Origin of the sequence: Pseudomonas gregormendelii, from assembly GCF_017114825.1 — a bacterium.
Taxonomy (GTDB): Bacteria; Pseudomonadota; Gammaproteobacteria; order Pseudomonadales; family Pseudomonadaceae; genus Aquipseudomonas; species Aquipseudomonas gregormendelii.
On record NZ_JADEVO010000026.1, the window covers coordinates 55,202 to 72,450 of the forward strand.

16 protein-coding genes are annotated in these 17,249 nt (G+C 61.2%); 6 read left to right on the forward strand and 10 right to left on the reverse strand.

Annotated features, from left to right (window positions below; translation table 11 throughout):
• Window positions 1–28: 28 nt before the first annotated feature.
• From panC to dksA, 9 genes are all read right to left on the reverse strand, one after another.
• The gene (gene panC, locus IMW75_RS18050) at window positions 29–889 is read right to left on the reverse strand and encodes a pantoate--beta-alanine ligase (RefSeq protein ID WP_045059394.1); all 861 of its coding nucleotides are present in this window, start codon (window positions 887–889) and stop codon (window positions 29–31) included.
• Window positions 886–1,686 (reverse strand): 3-methyl-2-oxobutanoate hydroxymethyltransferase, encoded by an 801-nt coding sequence (panB, locus tag IMW75_RS18055; RefSeq protein WP_205893383.1) that lies wholly within the window; start codon window positions 1,684–1,686, stop codon window positions 886–888. Before panB ends, panC begins: the two co-directional genes overlap by 4 nt.
• A gap of 376 nt (window positions 1,687–2,062) precedes the next feature.
• On the reverse strand, window positions 2,063–2,548 hold the full coding sequence (gene folK / locus IMW75_RS18060) for a 2-amino-4-hydroxy-6-hydroxymethyldihydropteridine diphosphokinase (protein WP_205893384.1): 486 nt from the start codon (window positions 2,546–2,548) through the stop codon (window positions 2,063–2,065).
• Window positions 2,549–2,551: 3 nt separating this feature from the next.
• Window positions 2,552–3,952: a polynucleotide adenylyltransferase PcnB gene (locus IMW75_RS18065; RefSeq protein WP_045059397.1), complete on the reverse strand. Its 1,401-nt coding sequence runs from the start codon at window positions 3,950–3,952 to the stop codon at window positions 2,552–2,554.
• Between the two features lie 794 nt (window positions 3,953–4,746).
• Window positions 4,747–6,186 carry a sigma-54-dependent transcriptional regulator gene (locus IMW75_RS18070; RefSeq protein WP_205893385.1) on the reverse strand — a complete coding sequence of 480 codons (1,440 nt, stop codon included), beginning with the start codon at window positions 6,184–6,186 and terminating at the stop codon, window positions 4,747–4,749.
• Between the two features lie 22 nt (window positions 6,187–6,208).
• A complete protein-coding gene (locus IMW75_RS18075) occupies window positions 6,209–9,163 on the reverse strand; it encodes a sensor histidine kinase (RefSeq protein WP_205893386.1) in 2,955 nt (984 codons plus the stop codon).
• Window positions 9,147–9,323: a hypothetical protein gene (locus IMW75_RS18080; protein WP_003176118.1), complete on the reverse strand. Its 177-nt coding sequence runs from the start codon at window positions 9,321–9,323 to the stop codon at window positions 9,147–9,149. Before IMW75_RS18080 ends, IMW75_RS18075 begins: the two co-directional genes overlap by 17 nt.
• Before the next feature lie 77 nt (window positions 9,324–9,400).
• On the reverse strand, window positions 9,401–10,297 hold the full coding sequence (gene gluQRS, locus IMW75_RS18085) for a tRNA glutamyl-Q(34) synthetase GluQRS (protein ID WP_205893387.1): 897 nt from the start codon (window positions 10,295–10,297) through the stop codon (window positions 9,401–9,403).
• Between the two features lie 230 nt (window positions 10,298–10,527).
• On the reverse strand, window positions 10,528–10,968 hold the full coding sequence (gene dksA / locus IMW75_RS18090) for an RNA polymerase-binding protein DksA (protein WP_045059401.1): 441 nt from the start codon (window positions 10,966–10,968) through the stop codon (window positions 10,528–10,530).
• A 332-nt stretch (window positions 10,969–11,300) separates the two neighbouring features.
• On the opposite strand from dksA, the gene IMW75_RS18095 reads away from it, so the two are divergent.
• Window positions 11,301–12,473 (forward strand): pyridoxal phosphate-dependent aminotransferase, encoded by a 1,173-nt coding sequence (locus IMW75_RS18095; protein WP_205893388.1) that lies wholly within the window; start codon window positions 11,301–11,303, stop codon window positions 12,471–12,473.
• The gene (gene sfsA, locus IMW75_RS18100) at window positions 12,473–13,186 is read left to right on the forward strand and encodes a DNA/RNA nuclease SfsA (RefSeq protein ID WP_045059403.1); all 714 of its coding nucleotides are present in this window, start codon (window positions 12,473–12,475) and stop codon (window positions 13,184–13,186) included. The genes IMW75_RS18095 and sfsA overlap by 1 nt, the downstream gene beginning before the upstream one ends.
• Here sfsA and IMW75_RS18105 read toward each other — a convergent pair.
• Window positions 13,183–13,500: a Rieske (2Fe-2S) protein gene (locus IMW75_RS18105; protein WP_205893389.1), complete on the reverse strand. Its 318-nt coding sequence runs from the start codon at window positions 13,498–13,500 to the stop codon at window positions 13,183–13,185. The two genes, sfsA and IMW75_RS18105, sit on opposite strands and share 4 nt — an antisense overlap.
• A gap of 158 nt (window positions 13,501–13,658) precedes the next feature.
• Between IMW75_RS18105 and IMW75_RS18110 the strand changes: the two genes are divergently transcribed.
• The 4 genes from IMW75_RS18110 to IMW75_RS18125 are packed head-to-tail and all read left to right on the forward strand — an operon-like array spanning window position 13,659 to window position 17,238.
• Window positions 13,659–14,531, forward strand: coding sequence for a heme/hemin ABC transporter substrate-binding protein (locus IMW75_RS18110; protein WP_205893390.1), 873 nt, complete (start codon window positions 13,659–13,661; stop codon window positions 14,529–14,531).
• A gap of 50 nt (window positions 14,532–14,581) precedes the next feature.
• Complete coding sequence (locus tag IMW75_RS18115) at window positions 14,582–15,565, forward strand: FecCD family ABC transporter permease (protein ID WP_201147312.1); 984 nt, start codon at window positions 14,582–14,584, stop codon at window positions 15,563–15,565.
• The gene (locus tag IMW75_RS18120; protein WP_045059407.1) at window positions 15,565–16,332 is read left to right on the forward strand and encodes a heme ABC transporter ATP-binding protein; all 768 of its coding nucleotides are present in this window, start codon (window positions 15,565–15,567) and stop codon (window positions 16,330–16,332) included. The genes IMW75_RS18115 and IMW75_RS18120 overlap by 1 nt, the downstream gene beginning before the upstream one ends.
• A 21-nt stretch (window positions 16,333–16,353) precedes the next feature.
• Window positions 16,354–17,238: a ChaN family lipoprotein gene (locus IMW75_RS18125; protein WP_205893391.1), complete on the forward strand. Its 885-nt coding sequence runs from the start codon at window positions 16,354–16,356 to the stop codon at window positions 17,236–17,238.
• Window positions 17,239–17,249 lie beyond the last annotated feature (11 nt).

The following is a 17,249-nucleotide window of genomic DNA, read 5'->3' on the forward strand; positions in this document are numbered from 1 at the left end:
AAACCCGCTCCCAGGGGGCGCGCGGTGCTTAGGCGGGCGCGTCCAGGTTCAGGTGCAGGTTGTCGATCAACCGGGTTGTGCCGAGGAACGCTGCGACCAGAATCACCACATCCCGATCCTCGGGAGTAGCGGGACGCAAGTTTTGCCCCTGGCGAATTTCCAGGTAATCAGGGCGCAGCCCGGCCGCTTGCAGTTGCTGCAACTTGGCGTGGATCAGCCCCGGATAGTCGCGATCCCCTTGCTTGATCGCCTCGGCGATCTCGCTCAGCGTGCGATACACAATCGGCGCGACGGCCCGCTGTTCTTCACTGAGGAACCCGTTACGCGATGACAATGCCAGGCCGTCGGCCGCACGCACGGTCGGCTCGCCGATGATCTGGATGGGCATATTCAGGTCATGAACCAGTGACTTGATCACCGCCAGCTGCTGGAAGTCTTTCTGGCCGAAGATCGCCAGGTCCGGCTGAACCATGTTGAACAGCTTGCTGACGACCGTTGCCACGCCTTCGAAATGCCCAGGGCGGCTGGCGCCACACAAGCCTTCGGACAGTTGCGGCACACTGACCCGCGTCTGCCCGGCCATGCCATCGGGGTACATTTCCTCGACGCTCGGCGCGAACAGCAGGTGGCAGCCGGCCTGGAGCAGTTTTTCCTGGTCGGCGGCGAGGGTGCGCGGGTATTTGTCGAGGTCCTCGCCGGCGCCGAATTGCAGCGGATTGACGAAAATGCTCGCGACCACAAAATCCACCCGCTGGGTGGCCTTGGTCACCAGTGCGACATGGCCGCTGTGCAGGTTGCCCATGGTGGGCACAAAGCCGATACGTTTGCCTTCACTGCGGGCCCGCGCCACGGCGGCCCGGAGTTCGCGTACGGTTTTTACGGTGTTCATGCAGAGAATCCGTGTTCGATGCCTGGGAAAGTCGCCGCTTTGACTTCAGCTACGTAGGCGCTCAAGGCCGCCTGGATGCTGGGTTGTCCGGTCATGAAGTTCTTCACGAACTTGGGCACGCGCCCGGTGATGGACAGGCCCAGGATGTCGTGCAGCACCAATACCTGGCCGTCGGTCGCGTGACCTGCGCCGATGCCGATCACCGGGATTTTCACGGCGTGGGTGATTTCCTCGGCCAGCTCGCTCGGCACGCATTCCAGCAGCAGCATGGCCGCGCCGGCCTGTTCCAGGGAGATGGCGTCGGCACGCATCTGCCGCGCCTGATTTTCGCTCCGGCCCTGGACCTTGTAACCGCCGAGCATGTTCACCGACTGCGGCGTCAACCCCATGTGCGCGCACACCGGAATACCGCGTTCAGCCAGCAGGCGAATCGAATCCGCGAGCCACAATGCGCCTTCGACCTTGACCATATGCGCACCGGCCTGCATCAACAGGGCGCTGTTGGTCATGGCTTGTTCAGTAGTGGCGTAGGCCATGAACGGCAGGTCGGCTAGGATCAATGCGTCCGAATTGCCGCGTTTGACGCAGGCCACGTGGTAAGCCATTTCTGCGGTGCTGACCGGCAGGGTGCTGTCGTGTCCTTGCAGGACCATGCCGAGGGAATCGCCCACCAGCAGCACTTCAACCCCGGCCTCATTGCAGGCGTTGGCGAATGTCGCGTCATAGCAGGTCAGCATGGTGATTTTTTCACCTTTTTGCTTGAGACCTTGCAGGGTGGTCAGGGTAATGGCTGGCATCAAAAGGTTCCTCATTCAGGCGCTGTGGAAACTACTGCGAGTAACGCGCGTGATTCTTCGTTGAATACAGGCGCACGGTCTGTTGTCGTGCTTTTATGGCCTGAATTGCGCCCTGTAACGCCGTGTTGACGGCGGCGGGACGCCTATAGTCGTGAGGAGAACCCGGGAAGTCAATTGCATGTGTTACCGGGTTGTTACGGCAGGGGTGTTACCGGGGTAACTGATGCGATTCAGCAAGTTTTTATTGCTGCAGATCGTTGACGCGACATAAACCATTGTGGGAGCGGGCTTGCCCGCGATAGCGACTTCAAATTCAACATCAATGTTGACTGACGGTCCGCCATCGCGGGCAAGCCGGCTCCCACAGGGATCTTTATCAATTCAGAGGGAGGCGTTCCAGGCCGACGAACGGGCAGGCGAGAAGCAAGTCCTTGAGGCTGCGACCATCGGCCAAACGCAAATCCGCCGGTGCCAATTCGGCCAGCGGATAGAGAACGAAGGCCCGCTCCTGCATCTGGTAGTGAGGCACTGTGAGGCGAGGCAGGTCGATCAGGCGATCGCCAAACAGCAGGATGTCGAGATCCAGCGTGCGCGGGCCCCAGCGTTCCAGGCGCTCGCGGCCTTGTCCGTTCTCGATGGCTTGCAGGGCATCGAGCAGTTCCAGCGGCTCGAGGGTGCTGTCGAGGGCGGCAGCCGCATTGGTGTAACGCGGTTGCCCGGGTAACAGCGAATCGCTTTGATAGAAAGCGGAAACCCCGGCCAGCGTGCTGTGCGGCAACTGCGCCAGCGCCTCGACGGCGCTGCGCAGTTGTTCGGCGGGGTCGGCCAGGTTGCTGCCCATGCCGATGTAGATGCGTTCCATCAATTACTCGCCGGTAGCGCTCGGGGCATCGGCCGCGCGTTTGCGCTTGGCGCCACCGCTGCGACGACGCTTGCGTGGGGCTCCGGTGCCTTCATCCTTGCCGCTGAGGTCGCGGATCATGTCGCGACGCTCGCTGTCGTTGGCATCCTGGTAGTCCGTCCACCATTCACCCAGGCCATCGGTCTGCTCACCCGCGCTTTCGCGCAACAGCAGGAAGTCGTAACCGGCGCGGAACCGCGGGTTGTCGAGCAACAGGTCGGCACGTTTGCCGCTGCGGCGTGGCAGGCGTTCCTGCATGTCCCAGATCTCGCGGATCGGCATGGTGAAACGCTTCGGAATAGCGATCCGCTGGCACTGCTCGGCGATCAGCTCGTGGGCAGCTTCCTGCATCGCCGGAATCGGTGGCATGCCGCGCTCTTGCAGGCGCAGTACGCGGGCGGGGAGGGCCGGCCACAGCAGCGCGGCGAACAGGAACGCCGGCGTCACCGGCTTGTTCTGCTTGATGCGCAGATCAGTATTGACCAACGCCTCGCTGATCAGCGTGTGGGTGTAGGTCGGGTTGTATTCCAGCGCCTCGGCACTGGCCGGGAACAACGGATCGAACAGCTGCAGGTCCACCAGCATTTCAAAGGTGTCTGCGGCATGCCCGGAGAGGAACAGCTTGAGGACTTCCTCGAACAAGCGTGCCGACGGGATTTCCCGCAGCATCGGCGCCAGCTCGCGAATCGGCGCGGCGCTGTGCTTTTCGATGCCGAAATTGAGTTTGGCGGCGAAACGCACGGCTCTGAGCATCCGCACCGGATCTTCCTGGTAGCGTTGCTTGGGGTCGCCAATCAAGCGAATCAGGTGATTGCGAATGTCGTGGACGCCGTTGGCGTAATCGAGGATGCGCTCACTGACCGGGTCGTAATACAGGGCATTGATGGTGAAGTCGCGACGTTGCGCGTCTTCTTCCAGGGTGCCGTAGACGTTGTCGCGCAGGATTCGCCCGGACTCGTTGCGGGAAGATTGATTGCTGTCTTCTTCCTCGTCGTTTTGCGGGTGATTGGCACGGAAGGTCGCGACTTCAATGATTTCGCGGCCAAAGTGGATATGCACCAGCTTGAAACGGCGGCCAATGATCCGCGCATTGCGGAATTCGGCGCGGACCTGTTCTGGCGTGGCGCTGGTGGCGACGTCGAAATCCTTGGGCGTGATGCCGAGCATCATGTCCCGCACACAACCCCCTACCAGGTAGGCCTGGTAGCCGGCGTTTTGCAGGCGCTCGACGATATTCACCGCGTAACGGCTGAATTGACCCTTTTGCAGCGAGTGTTGGCCGCTGTTGAGCACTTCAGGCGTACTGCGAATGTGTTGCGTATGACGCTTGGGAGAACGGAATGACTGGAACAGCTTCTTCAGCATGGGATGCACTGTTTGAAGGAATGTTCGGCCATAACGAAGAATGACCGCATGATGGCCCGGGATTCTAGCATTTAGTCGAGGGATGGTGTAGGACGCAGGCGATATGACCTGTAGGAGCGAGCTTGCTCGCGAAAAATGTGATCGGTAACGCGGTTGGCCTAGGGCCCCATCGGTGCCTGAAGGTTCATCGCGAGCAAGCTCGCTCGTACAGGTAAGGCAAATCGCAGAAACCACAAGGGGAGCCGAAGCTCCCCAAGAAGTAGTTGCATGCTCTATTTTTATTATTGGTTTCGGGCTTTTTGTTTTTGTTAAGTGCCCTCGTCATGAAGCTTTTCCTTCATGACCCTCCCAATCGGGAGCCAAGAGCAAACGGATTGCTTTGGTCGCTGTGCTGCAGTGATCTATCGATCCAACCAGTTCAGGCTCTGTCTTAGGACAGTTTTTGTTGTTCTCGGCCTGGTCGTGGGGCAAGCCCCAAATACAACGCCTCTCCAAAAGAATCAGTTAGCTGCGCCTCTCGCCGTCTTGTTTTTATTGTGCGTGAGTCGATTCGTCTTATTTTTATTGTCTTGTGCATTGCTTGTTATTGTTCTTGTACCAGACATATAGCAGGGTGCGTGCCAACTTTTGTGAAACCCAGCAAAACAAGGGGTTAGGCTGGCTATCGGGCTTTTCGAGGGCCAAAAAAAGCCGGGGCTTCGTTACCGTAAGCCCCGGCTTCTGTTACGTGAAAAACCTCAGGTAACAGTTTTTTCACACATTCACCTGTTACCCGCACACTCGACAGCTGTCATTCAGCTCTCGCTGGCTACCCCGGTCTTGCGCCGCGGAATGCCCAGGCGTTGCCGGCGTTCCCACAGGCATTTACGGCTAACGCCGAGTTTGCGAGCCAGTTCGGTCTCGGTCATGTGGTCCTGGTGCTCGAGCACGAAGTGCTGGAAGTAGTCTTCCAGTGACAGGTCCTCGGTCGGCTCATGGCTGGTGTTACCCGGTCCATTACCCTGCTGCGGCGACAGGCCGATGAACTCATCGTCGTCAAGGTCGTTCAACTCGATGTCGATTCCCAGCAGTTCGGCGGAAATTTCCGGGCTCTCGCACAGAATCACTGCGCGCTCCACCGCGTTTTCCAGTTCACGAACGTTACCTGGCCAGGAGTAGTGTCGAATGGCCTGTTCGGCATCCGGGGCGAACTTGAGATCAGTGCGATTGACCCGCGCGCTCTGGCGAGCCAGGAAGGCGGTGGCGATCTCGTTGACGTCGGCACCCCGTTCGCGCAGCGCCGGCAATTTCAAGGCGATAACGTGCAGGCGGTAGTACAGGTCTTCACGGAACTGGCCAATTTTAGCCAGGCTCTTGAGGTCCCGGTGGGTCGCGGCGATCAGGCGTACATCGACCTTCTGCGACTGAACGGAACCGACCCGGCGGATTTCGCCTTCCTGCAACACTCGTAACAGGCGCGCCTGGGCTTCCAGTGGCAGTTCGCCGATTTCATCGAGGAACAGGGTGCCGCCATCGGCTGCTTCGACCAAGCCGGCACGACCGGCACTGGCGCCGGTGAATGCGCCTTTCTCGTGACCAAACAGCTCGGACTCGATCAAGCTTTCCGGAATCGCAGCGCAGTTCACCGAAATCATCGGTGCCTTGGCACGTCGGGACAGGTTGTGCAGGGCCCGAGCCACCAGTTCTTTACCGGTACCGGACTCACCCTGGATCAGGACATTGGAGTCGGTTGGCGCCACTTTGCGGATCTTGCTGTAGAGATCCTGCATGGGCGGGCACGAACCGATGATGCCGATCTCGCCATTGCTGTTGTCGGCTCCGTTTTTCGCCGCGCCAGGCGTGGCCTTGCCGGTCAGCGGCTCAGCGCCACTGCTCTGCAGCGATTGGCGGTCGCGCAGGATACGCGCGACAGCCTGGAGCATTTCGTCGTGATCGAAAGGCTTGGCGATGTAGTCCACCGCGCCCATCTTCATCGAGTCGACTGCCGAGCGCAGGCTTGCGTAACTCGTCATGATCAGCACGGGAGTGCCCTGGCCGAGCTTGATCAGCTCGGTGCCCGGTGCGCCCGGTAAACGCAGATCACTGACGATCAGGTCGAACGTGGGGATAGTGAATCGTTCTTGTGCTTCCTGCACAGAACCGGCTTCGCTGACCTGGTACTGGTTACGTTCCAGCAGGCGGCGCAAGGCGGAGCGGATAATTGTTTCGTCTTCGACGATCAAAATGTGCGGCATTGATTCGATACTCTCGACGGTCTCAGTTCACAGCGGACGTCGCTTCGACATGACGCGGCAAGGTCACCCGGATACGGGTGCCGCGCTGGCTTTGAACATCAGCCGGGCTGTCGATGGTGATTTGTCCATAATGCTCTTCAACGATGGAATAGACCAGTGCAAGGCCCAGACCGGTGCCTTCGCCAGGGTCCTTGGTGGTGAAGAAGGGTTCGAACAATCGGTCCATGATGTTCTTCGGAATGCCGCTGCCTTCGTCCTCTACGATCAGGTCGACCGTGTGTTCGCCGGCTTCGCTCTTGACCCGCACGGCACTGCCGGCAGGCGAGGCGTCGCGGGCGTTGGAGAGCAGGTTGATCAACACTTGAGCAAGGCGCTGGGGATCACCTTCGACCCAGTGATCAGGGTCGCACAGGTTGTAGAACTGCACCTCGAAATTGCGCCGGTTCAGGGCCAGCAGGCCGATTGCATCCTGGGCCACTTCGGCCAGACAGACGGGCTCGTCGCTATGCTGATGGCTGCCAGCGTGGGCGAAGCTCATCAGCGACTGGACGATGCGCGATACACGCTTGGTCTGTTCGAGAATCTGCCCGCTGATTTCCCTCAGCTCGCCATCGTCCTCGCGCTCCTCGCGCAGGTTCTGCGCCAGGCAGGCGATGCCGGTGATCGGATTGCCGATTTCATGGGCGACGCCGGCTGCCAGGCGACCAATGCTGGCCAGGCGCTCGGAATGCACCAGTTTGTCTTCGAGCATCTGGGTTTCGGTCAAGTCTTCCACCAGCAACACCAGGCCGCTGTTGCCCGGTGCCAGCGGCTCGTCGATGGCCGCCTTGTGCAGGTTCAGCCAGCGGGTCTGGCCATCCAGGGCCAGGTGCTGCTTGTGCAGGTGCTCGTCCGGAAGGTTGATGAAGCCTTGCAGCAGTTCTTTCCAGGGATCGGCGATGGTGCTCAGGCGCGATCCGACGACGCGCTGCGCGGCAATCCCGGTCAACTCCTCCATCGCTTTGTTCCACATGAGGATTTCCTGGTCCTTGGCCAGGGAGCAGACGCCCATGGGCAATTCCTGCAGGGTCTGGCGGTGGTAGCGGCGCAGGGCATCGAGTTCCGCGGCAAGGCCGGTGAGGCGCGAGTGGTAGTCCTCGAGGCGGCTTTCGATGAAATGGATATCTTCGGTAACGTAGTTTTCGCCGCCCGCCTTATAGGGCAGGAACGTCTCGACCATGTCCTGGGCAACGCTTGGTCCCATCAGGCCGGAAAGATTCGCCTCGATGCGGTCACGCAGTCGACGCAGCGCATAGGGGCGGCGCTCGTCGAATGGCAGGTAGAGGTCGCGCAGGGCCTGCTCGACTTCCTTTTGCGCAGCCTTGGCACCCAGCGGCTTGGCCAGTTGCGTGGCGAATTCCTGGGGCGAGGCGGCGTGCAGTTCGCGCCGCTGCGGCCGGCGCACGTTATCCACGGCACAGGCTTCGGCGGCGCTGGCTTCTTCCGGGCTGGCATTGGTGAACAATGAAATCAGGGTGAACATCAGCACGTTGGCCGCCAGCGACGCGATGGCCGCCATGTGCCAGCTGGTGTCATCCAGCACATAGATCATGTTCAGCAGCGGAATGTAGAAGCCCTGGAGATTGCCGACCAGCGGTAACAGCATGGTCACCAGCCACACCATGATGCCCGCGAGCAGGCCGGCGATGAAGCCGCGGCGGTTGGCGGTTGGCCAATACAGGACCGACAGCACCCCCGGCAGGAATTGCAGGGTGGCGACAAAAGCGACGATGCCGAGATTGGCCAGGTCCTGTTCCGCGCCCAATAACAGGTAGAAGCCGTAGCCGGCCATGATGATCGCGACAATCAGCGCCCGACGCGTCCATTTCAGCCAGCGGTAGATATTGCCCTCGGCCGGCGGCTGGTAGAGCGGCAGCACCAGGTGGTTCAGGGCCATTCCGGACAAGGCCAGGGTCGTGACGATGATCAGGCCGCTGGCCGCAGACAGGCCGCCGATATAGGCCAATAGCGCCAGTGCCTTGCTGTTGGCAGCAATGCCGATGCCCAGCGTGAAGTATTCAGGGTTAGTGGTGGCGCCGAGTTTCAGTCCGGCCCAGAGAATCAGCGGAACCGCCAGGCTCATCAGCAGCAGGAACAGCGGCAGGCCCCAGCTGGCACTGACCAGCGAGCGCGGGTTGAGATTTTCGGTAAAGGTCATGTGATACATGTGGGGCATCACGATCGCCGAGGCAAAGAACACCAGCAGCAGCGTGCGCCACGGACCTTCCTGCAGCGGCGTGTGCAGGGCGGCGAGGGCGGTCTGGTTTTGCAGCAACCACAGTTCGAGTTGCTGCGGGCCGTCGAACACGCCATACAGCGCATACAGGCCAACGCCGCCAATCGCGATCAGCTTGATCACCGACTCGAAGGCGATGGCGAACACCAGCCCTTCATGTTTTTCCCGGGTGGCGATGTGGCGCGAGCCGAAGAAGATCGTGAACAGAGTAATCAGCGCGCAGAAGCTCAAGGCTACGCGATGCTGCACCGGCTCGCGGGTGAGGATGCCAATGGAGTCGGCCACCGCCTGGATCTGCAATGCCAGCAACGGCAGTACGCCGATCAGCATGAAGATGGTGGTGAGCGCGCCGGCCCAGGTGCTGCGAAAGCGAAACGCGAACAGGTCAGCCAGCGACGACAGTTGATAGGTACGAGTGATTTTCAGGATCGGATAGAGCAGCACCGGCGCCAGCAGGAACGCCCCGGACACCCCGAGGTAGCTGGAAAGAAACCCGTAGCCGTACTGATAGGCCAGGCCTACCGTGCCGTAAAACGCCCAGGCGCTGGCATAGACCCCCAGCGACAGGGTGTAGGTCAACGGGTGGCGAATGATCGCCCGGGGGATCATGCCCCGTTCGCTGATCCAGGCTACGCCGAACAGCACCGCAAGGTAGGCGGCGCTGATCAGGATCATCTGGGTCAGGCTAAAGCTCATCGGCATCTTTTTGGCTCTGCAGGATGAAGGTCACGACGATCAGAATCAGCCAGAGCAGATAAGGGCGATACCAGGCGCCAGTGGCGTCGATCCACCAGTCCATGATGGCCGGGGAGAACAGGTAGATCCCCACTACAAGAAGCAGGACCAAGCGATAGATGTACATCCCGGCCTCTCTTTTTTATGCGCGTGCCCGAAAACGTGCGGCGATGGTAACGGATGGCGGCGCGACTGCAAGCGTCATCACTGCAGTTGTGCCTCGGGCAGGTGCAGTGTGCGCGGGATCTTCAGCGCATCCCAGTGGGCGATGCTCCAATCCAGCACCTCTCGCGGGGTGGCGTACGCGAGTTCGCTACCGGGCGTTTGCCCAAGTGCGCGCAGCGCCCGCAGGAGCAAGGGGGTTGCCTGATCTTCTGTCAGTGGCGGGGAGCGATAGGATTTGCCGAGCTTGTGGCCATCGGGCTGGGTGATCAGCGGAATATGCAGGTAGCGCGGTTGCGACAGGCCGAGCAATTCCTGCAGGTAGAGCTGGCGCGGCGTGGAGTCGAGGAGGTCGGCTCCGCGCACAATATCGGTGATGCCCTGCCAGGCGTCATCGAGGACCACAGCCAGTTGGTAGGCATACAGGCCGTCGCGGCGGCGGATCACAAAATCGCCGACCTCACGGCCCAGGTGCTGCCGATATTCGCCTTGTACGCGGTCGATGAAGTGGTATTCCAGTTCGGGGGCGCGCAAGCGAATCGCTGCATCCTCGGTTCCATGGCCGGCATTGCGGCACAGCCCCGGGTATATCCCGTGATAGGGCTCGAGTTGTTTGCGCGAACAGGTGCAGGCGTAGGCCAGGCCGTGGTTGAACAGGCGACTGATAATCTCGGCATAGGCATCGTGGCGGTCGCTCTGGCGCACCACCGCGCCATCCCATTCAAAGCCGTAGCTCTCCAGTGCCTTGAGAATTGCCGCCTGGGCGCCGGGCTCTTCCCGGGGCGGGTCCAGGTCTTCCATGCGCATCAGCCAGCGCCCGCCCACCGAGCGCGCGTCGAGGTAGGACGCCAGCGCGGCGACCAGCGAACCGAAGTGCAGGTGACCACTGGGCGTGGGGGCGAAGCGTCCGGTGTAGGTGGGGGAGGCGATGGCAGTCATGGGGTAACGTTACTTTTTCCTGGCTGGCGCCAAACAACCTGTAGGAGCGAGCTCGCTCGCGACGGTCGTCAACGATAACGCTGCAAGCCTGATACCCCGCGGCGTCCTCAGGTTCATCGCGAGCAAGCTCGCTCCTACAGTGATGGCGATTTTATAGGCGCATCAGGTAACACAAATATCAGAAACAAAAACGGAGCGTTCGCACGCTCCGTTCTTTATCCAGGTCGCAATTACTTGCCGACTTGTTTTTCCTTGATTTCCGCCAGGGTCTTGCAGTCAACGCACATGTCGGCGGTAGGGCGGGCTTCCAGTCGCTTGACGCCAATCTCGACGCCGCAGGACTCGCACCAGCCATATTCTTCGTCTTCGATCAATTGCAGCGTCTTGTCGATCTTCTTGATCAGCTTGCGCTCGCGATCACGGGCGCGCAATTCGAGGCTGAATTCTTCTTCCTGGCTGGCACGGTCTGCCGGGTCAGGGAAGTTGGCCGCTTCGTCTTTCATGTGATCAACCGTACGGTCGACTTCCTGCATCAAGTCCTGTTTCCACTTGTTCAGGATCTTGGTGAAGTGAGCGCGCATGGGCTTGCCCATGTACTCCTCGCCCTTTACTGCCTGGTAGGGTTCGAAGCCGCTGATCGACTGGTTTTGCTGCTTTGCTTGGGTGGGCATGAAATGGACCGCCTCTACTCTTGTAATCCATTGCGCAGGATTGCTCCATCACCGACACCTGCCGGCCCTGCGGCTGCAAGCGGGCGAACTTACCAGATCAAATCGGACCGCGCTACTCCCGGATGTCGAGGTAGTGGCTCAATGGGCTTGCAAATGATTGCAAAGCCTTGTCTGGTGGTGCTGGAGACCTGATCAATTATTGATTTTAGTCAAACTTGGGGCACACGCTTGAGTCGTTTGAGACCAGCGTTATAACGCTCTGACCGCTTTAGGTTCTCGCTCGTTCCTGCGCTTGGGTAGAATCAGTTTTTTCTCCCGTTGAAGGAAGGCCGATGGCTCAGTCCTACAGTGCCCGCAGTCGCGCGATCGAACCGTTCCACGTCATGGCCCTGCTGGCCCGCGCCAATGAGTTACAGGCTGCAGGTCACGACGTGATCCACCTGGAAATCGGCGAACCGGACTTCACTACGGCCGAGCCGATCATCCAGGCAGGCCAGGCCGCCTTGACCGCAGGCAAGACCCGTTACACTGCGGCGCGGGGGACTCCCGAGTTGCGCGAGGCTATTTCGGGGTTCTATCAGCAACGTTACGGGCTGAATATCGACCCTCGGCGAATATTGATCACGCCAGGCGGCTCCGGGGCACTGTTGCTGGCCAGCGCCTTGCTGGTGGATCCGGGCAAGCACTGGTTGCTGGCGGACCCGGGGTACCCGTGCAACCGGCATTTCCTGCGGCTGGTGGAAGGTGCCGCGCAGTTAGTGCCGGTTGGCCCCGACGTGCGTTACCAATTGACCCCCGATCTGGTGGCGCGGCATTGGGACCAGGACAGCGTCGGCGCGTTGGTGGCATCGCCCGCCAATCCGACCGGGACCATTCTGACCCGCGACGAGCTGGCGGGCCTGTCCAGTGCGATCAAGGCGCGGCACGGCCATCTGGTGGTGGACGAGATCTATCATGGCCTGACCTATGGCACCGACGCGGCCAGCGTGCTGGAAGTGGATGACAGTGCCTTCGTGCTGAATAGTTTTTCAAAGTATTTCGGAATGACCGGCTGGCGTCTCGGTTGGCTGGTAGCGCCCGAAGCCGCCGTCGGCGAGCTGGAAAAACTTGCGCAAAATCTCTACATCAGCGCCCCAAGCATGGCTCAGCACGCTGCCCTGGCGTGCTTCGAACCAGCCACCATCAGCATTCTCGAAGAACGCCGTGCCGAATTCGGCCGCCGCCGCGATTTCCTCCTGCCCGCTTTGCGGGAATTGGGTTTCGGCATTGCCGTAGAACCGGAGGGCGCCTTCTACTTGTATGCCGATATCAGCAAATTCGGCGGTGATGCCTTCGCGTTCTGTCGGCATTTTCTCGAAACCGAGTATGTTGCAATTACGCCGGGGCTCGATTTTGGGCGTTACCAGGCTGGCCATCACGTGCGCTTTGCGTACACGCAAAATTTGCCGCGCCTGCAGGAAGCCGTCGAGAGAATTGCCCGCGGTCTGCGGAGCTGGCAAGGCTGATGCGCTTTGATCCTCCACTCGAAGAAGGCCGGCTGATCCGTCGCTATAAGCGTTTTCTCGCCGATATCGAGACCGTGAATGGCGAGTTGCTGACCATCCACTGTCCCAATACCGGCTCGATGCTCAACTGCCAGGTCGAGGGCGGGCAGGTCTGGTTCAGTCGCTCCAATGATCCGAAACGCAAGTTGCCCGGTACCTGGGAGATTGGCGAAACGCCCCAGGGGCGCTTGTTCTGCGTGAACACCGGGCGCGCCAACGGCTTGATCGAGGAAGCGTTGCGCGGTGGGGTCATCACCGAGCTGAACGGTTTCACTGAGCTCAAGCGTGAAGTGGCTTACGGTCAGGAAAGCAGTCGCATCGATTTCCGCCTGGATTACCCTGGCGGGCCAGCTTATGTCGAAGTCAAAAGTGTCACGCTGGGTTTCGATGGCTCATCGGTAGCGGCCTTTCCTGATGCAGTCACCCAGCGCGGGGCCAAACATCTTCGGGAATTGGCGCACCTGGCGCGGGACGGGATTCGCGCGGTGCAGCTGTATTGCGTGAACCTGACCGGCATCGAGGCGGTGCGTCCGGCCCACGAAATTGATCCAGCCTACGCCGAGGCGCTGCGTGAAGCGGTGGCCTGCGGGGTGGAAGTACTGGCCTACGGCGTGTGCTTGAGTCATGAGGGGATGCGGGTCGATCGGCGCCTGGCCGTGCTGCTCAACGGCTAAAGGTTGACCCATATTCCCTGAGCGTCTTCACGGCAGTGGACCGGTGTCAGGGACTGCCCGGCGCACGGGCCGGACACGCATTCGCCGTCCTCGATCAGGAACAGGGCGCCGTGGGTGGCGCACTGGATAAGGCTGTTGCTGGGGTCGAGAAACTGGTCGGGCTGCCATTCCAGGCCGACGCCGCGATGCGGGCAGCGATTGAGGTAGACGTAAACCTGGCCGCTGCGACGCACGGCAAAGAGTTTGCGGCCTTCGATCTCGAAGCCGCGGCTGCTGTCATCGGGCAGTTCGGTGCCTGCGCAAAAAAACTTCATGGCTATCCTCGAGTGCCGAAACCTCTGACAGATGTGTCCGAGCTTGACGTGCAAATGCAAACAATTATCAAATGCCGGCTTCGCCCGCTGGAGGCCGGATGTCGAGGATACTTGGCCTGCCGCCTCCCTGTCCGGGAAAACCTTAAAGGAAGCTATTCATGCGCCTGAGTACCCGCGTTGCTGCGCTCTGTATCGGACTGCTCGCCAGTCATCATGCGACGGCGACCGAGTTGCCCCAGCGGTGGGTCAGCGCAGGTGGCGCGGTATCGGAATGGGTCAGCGTCCTGGGGGGAGAGTCGAAGCTGGTCGGGGTCGACACCACCAGCCAGCACCCGCCAGCGCTCAAGGCGTTACCGAGCATTGGCTATCAGCGCCAGCTGTCGGCGGAGGGCATTCTGAGCCTGCGCCCACACATTCTTGTGGGGACCGAGGAAATGGGGCCACCACCGGTGTTGTCGCAGGTGCGCACTGCGGGGGTGCAGGTCGAATTGTTCTCGGCCCAGCCTGACCTGGCGGCATTGCAGGGTAATTTGCAGCACCTGGGCAAATTGCTGGGTGCTGAGGAGCAGGCGTCCCGGGCGTTCCAGTCCTACCGCGCGCAACTTGACGAGCAACAGCTTCGGGTGACCCAGGCGCAGCTCAAGCAAAAGGCTCCCGGAGTGCTGTTGCTGGTCGGTCATGCCGGTGGCAAACCGTTGATCGCCGGCCAGGGCACGGCTGCAGACTGGATGCTGCAGAAGGCCGGCGGGCACAACCTGGCAACTCATACCGGCTACAAGCCGTTTTCCGTCGAAGCGCTGGCCAACCTCAATCCGCAGGTGCTGGTGTTCGCCGATCGCGTGCTGACAGGTGAAGAGGCCCGCCCGGCGTTGTTCAGGGAAAACCCGATTCTTTCCTCGACCCTTGCCGCCAAAAACGGGCGGGTCATCCAACTGGATCCGACCTTGCTGGTAGGCGGGCTGGGGCCGCGCTTGCCCGATGCGTTGAGGTCGCTCGCTGACGGCTTCTACCCGGGTATGTCCGCGCAATGACCGTGCTGGTCAAACCCCGAACCCTGTTCATCGGCTTGAGCCTGCTGTGTCTGCTGGCTATCTGGTTGTCGTTGGCGCTCGGGCCGGTCAGCCTGCCCTTGGTCGACACCTTGCGCGCCGGCTTGCGCATGGTGGGCGTGCCCATCGCGCCTGAAGGCCTGGAGCAGGCCGAATTGATCCTCGGTCAGATTCGCCTGCCCCGAACCCTGCTAGGCCTGGCGGTAGGCGGGGTGTTGGCGCTGTCTGGCGTGGCGATGCAGGGTTTGTTTCGCAACCCGCTGGCCGATCCAGGGCTGGTGGGGGTCTCCAGTGGCGCTGCCTTGGGGGCGGCCATCGCGATTGTCGGCGGCTCGGCATTTGGCGGGCTTCCGGAGTCCTTCGGGCCCTATCTTTTATCGCTGTGTGCCTTCCTCGGTGGGCTGGGGGTGACCGCGCTGGTGTATCGACTGGGCCGGCGCAACGGTCAGACAAATGTCGCGACCATGTTGTTGGCCGGTATCGCCCTGACAGCGTTGGCGGGTTCGGCCGTGGGGCTCTTCACTTATATGGCCGATGACGCGACCCTGCGCACCCTGACTTTCTGGAACCTGGGCAGCCTCAATGGCGCCAGTTACTCGCGACTCTGGCCCTTGTTATTGGTCAGTGTCGGCGTGGCGCTATGGTTGCCGCGCCGGGCGAGGGCGCTGAACGCGTTATTGTTGGGCGAGTCCGAAGCCGGTCACCTGGGCATCGACGTCGAAAGGCTCAAGCGCGAACTGGTGTTTTGCACCGCGCTGGGGGTCGGCGCGGCGGTGGCGGCGGCTGGCATGATCGGCTTTGTCGGGTTAGTGGTGCCGCACCTGGTGCGACTGCTGGCCGGTCCCGACCATCGGGTGCTGTTACCGGCTTCGATACTGGCCGGTGCCAGCCTGCTGTTGTTTGCCGATCTGGTCGCCCGTCTGGCCCTGGCGCCGGCCGAGCTGCCGATCGGGATAGTCACCGCGTTCATCGGCGCCCCGTTCTTTCTATTGCTACTGGTCCGGAGGCGCGTGTGATGCTGCGTACGCAAAATCTGCAAATCCGCAGGGGCACCAAGACGGTGCTGACGGACATCACGCTTGAGCTCAAGCCTGGAGAAGTGCTCGGCGTGCTGGGCCCCAACGGTGCAGGCAAAAGTACTTTGCTGGGGGCGTTGTGCGATGAGTTGAAGGCTGATCAGGGCAGCGTCTGGCTCGATGAGCTGGAGTTGAGTCAGTGCACGGGTGTCCAGCGAGCCCAGCGACTGGCCGTATTGCCGCAAGTCTCGACGCTGGACTTCGCCTTCCGTGTCGAGGAAGTTGTCGGTATGGGCCGCTTGCCTTATCAAACCGGTCGAGTGCGCGATGACGAAATCATCGCTGCCGCCTTGCAGGCCGCTGACGCCGGTCACTTGAGCGGCCGCAGCTACCTGGCCCTGTCGGGTGGCGAACGCCAGCGGGTGCATCTGGCCAGGGTGCTGGCGCAGTTGTGGCCGGGGCAGGCTGGGCAGACCTTGTTACTCGATGAGCCGACCTCAATGCTCGATCCGCTGCACCAGCACACCACGTTGCAAGCCGTGCGCGAATTTGCCAACCGGGGCGCGGCAGTGCTGGTGATCCTGCATGACCTGAACTTGGCCGCGCGCTATTGTGATCGCCTGTTGCTGCTCGAAGGCGGCCGGCAGGTGGCGCTGGATACGCCCGAGCAGGTACTGCGCCCGGAGCCGCTGAAGGCGGTGTTCGGGCTCGAAGTGCTGGTGCAGCCGCATCCTGAGCGTGGTCATCCGCTGATCATTGCTCGTTGAATCTGTCATAGGAGCGTAAACATGCGCGCAGTCTTGATTCTGGTGGTGCTCCTGCTGGGTGCCTGTACGCATGTTTCCGCGCCGCCACCTGCTCCACCTCCGCCGCCGCCTTTAGCCGGGGAGATTCGTGACCTGCGCACTGGCCAGGTGTTGACGGCAGAGCAACTGCTGGCGGCGCTGGCCAGGCCATCGCGGCTGATCGTGGGCGAGCAACACGACAATCGTGATCACCACGCCCTGCAGTTGTGGTTGTTGCAAGCCTTGGGTGAGCAACGAACCCAAGGCAGCCTGCTGCTCGAAATGCTCACCCCGGACCAACAACCGCATGTCGATCAGGTTCGTCAGGCCTCCAAGCCCCCGGCGGATTTGCGCGATGCATTGGCCTGGCAGGAAGGTTGGGACTGGGCGCTGTACGGGCCCATCATTCAGTTTGCCCTGACCCAGCCGTATCCCTTGCTTGCCGCAAACCTGGACCCATTGGAAGTCCGTGCGGCGTATACCCATCCGGCGACGCCAAGCGGTCCTCGGTCCAACGCAGAGGACGTAAAGGATGAACTGCAGAAGCAAGTCCGCGACTCCCATTGCGGCCTGCTGCCCAAGTCGCAACTGCCCGCGATGCTGGCGGTCCAGCAACAACGGGACCGACGCATGGCCGAACGCCTGCTCGCAGCGCCTGAGCCTGCCTTGCTGTTCGCTGGCGCTTTTCATGCGCGCAAGGATGTCGGCGTGCCGATCCATTTGCTGGATCTGGGGGCGCAGGAAGGAGCGACGGTGTTGATGCTGGCTCAGCAGGGCAGTGAGGTCACGGTGGGGATGGCGGATTATGTCTGGTATACGCCGAAGGTGAAGGCACCGGATTATTGTAAGCAGATGCGCAAGCAGCTCGGAAAAGCTCGCAAAAAATGAAAGGCCGGGCA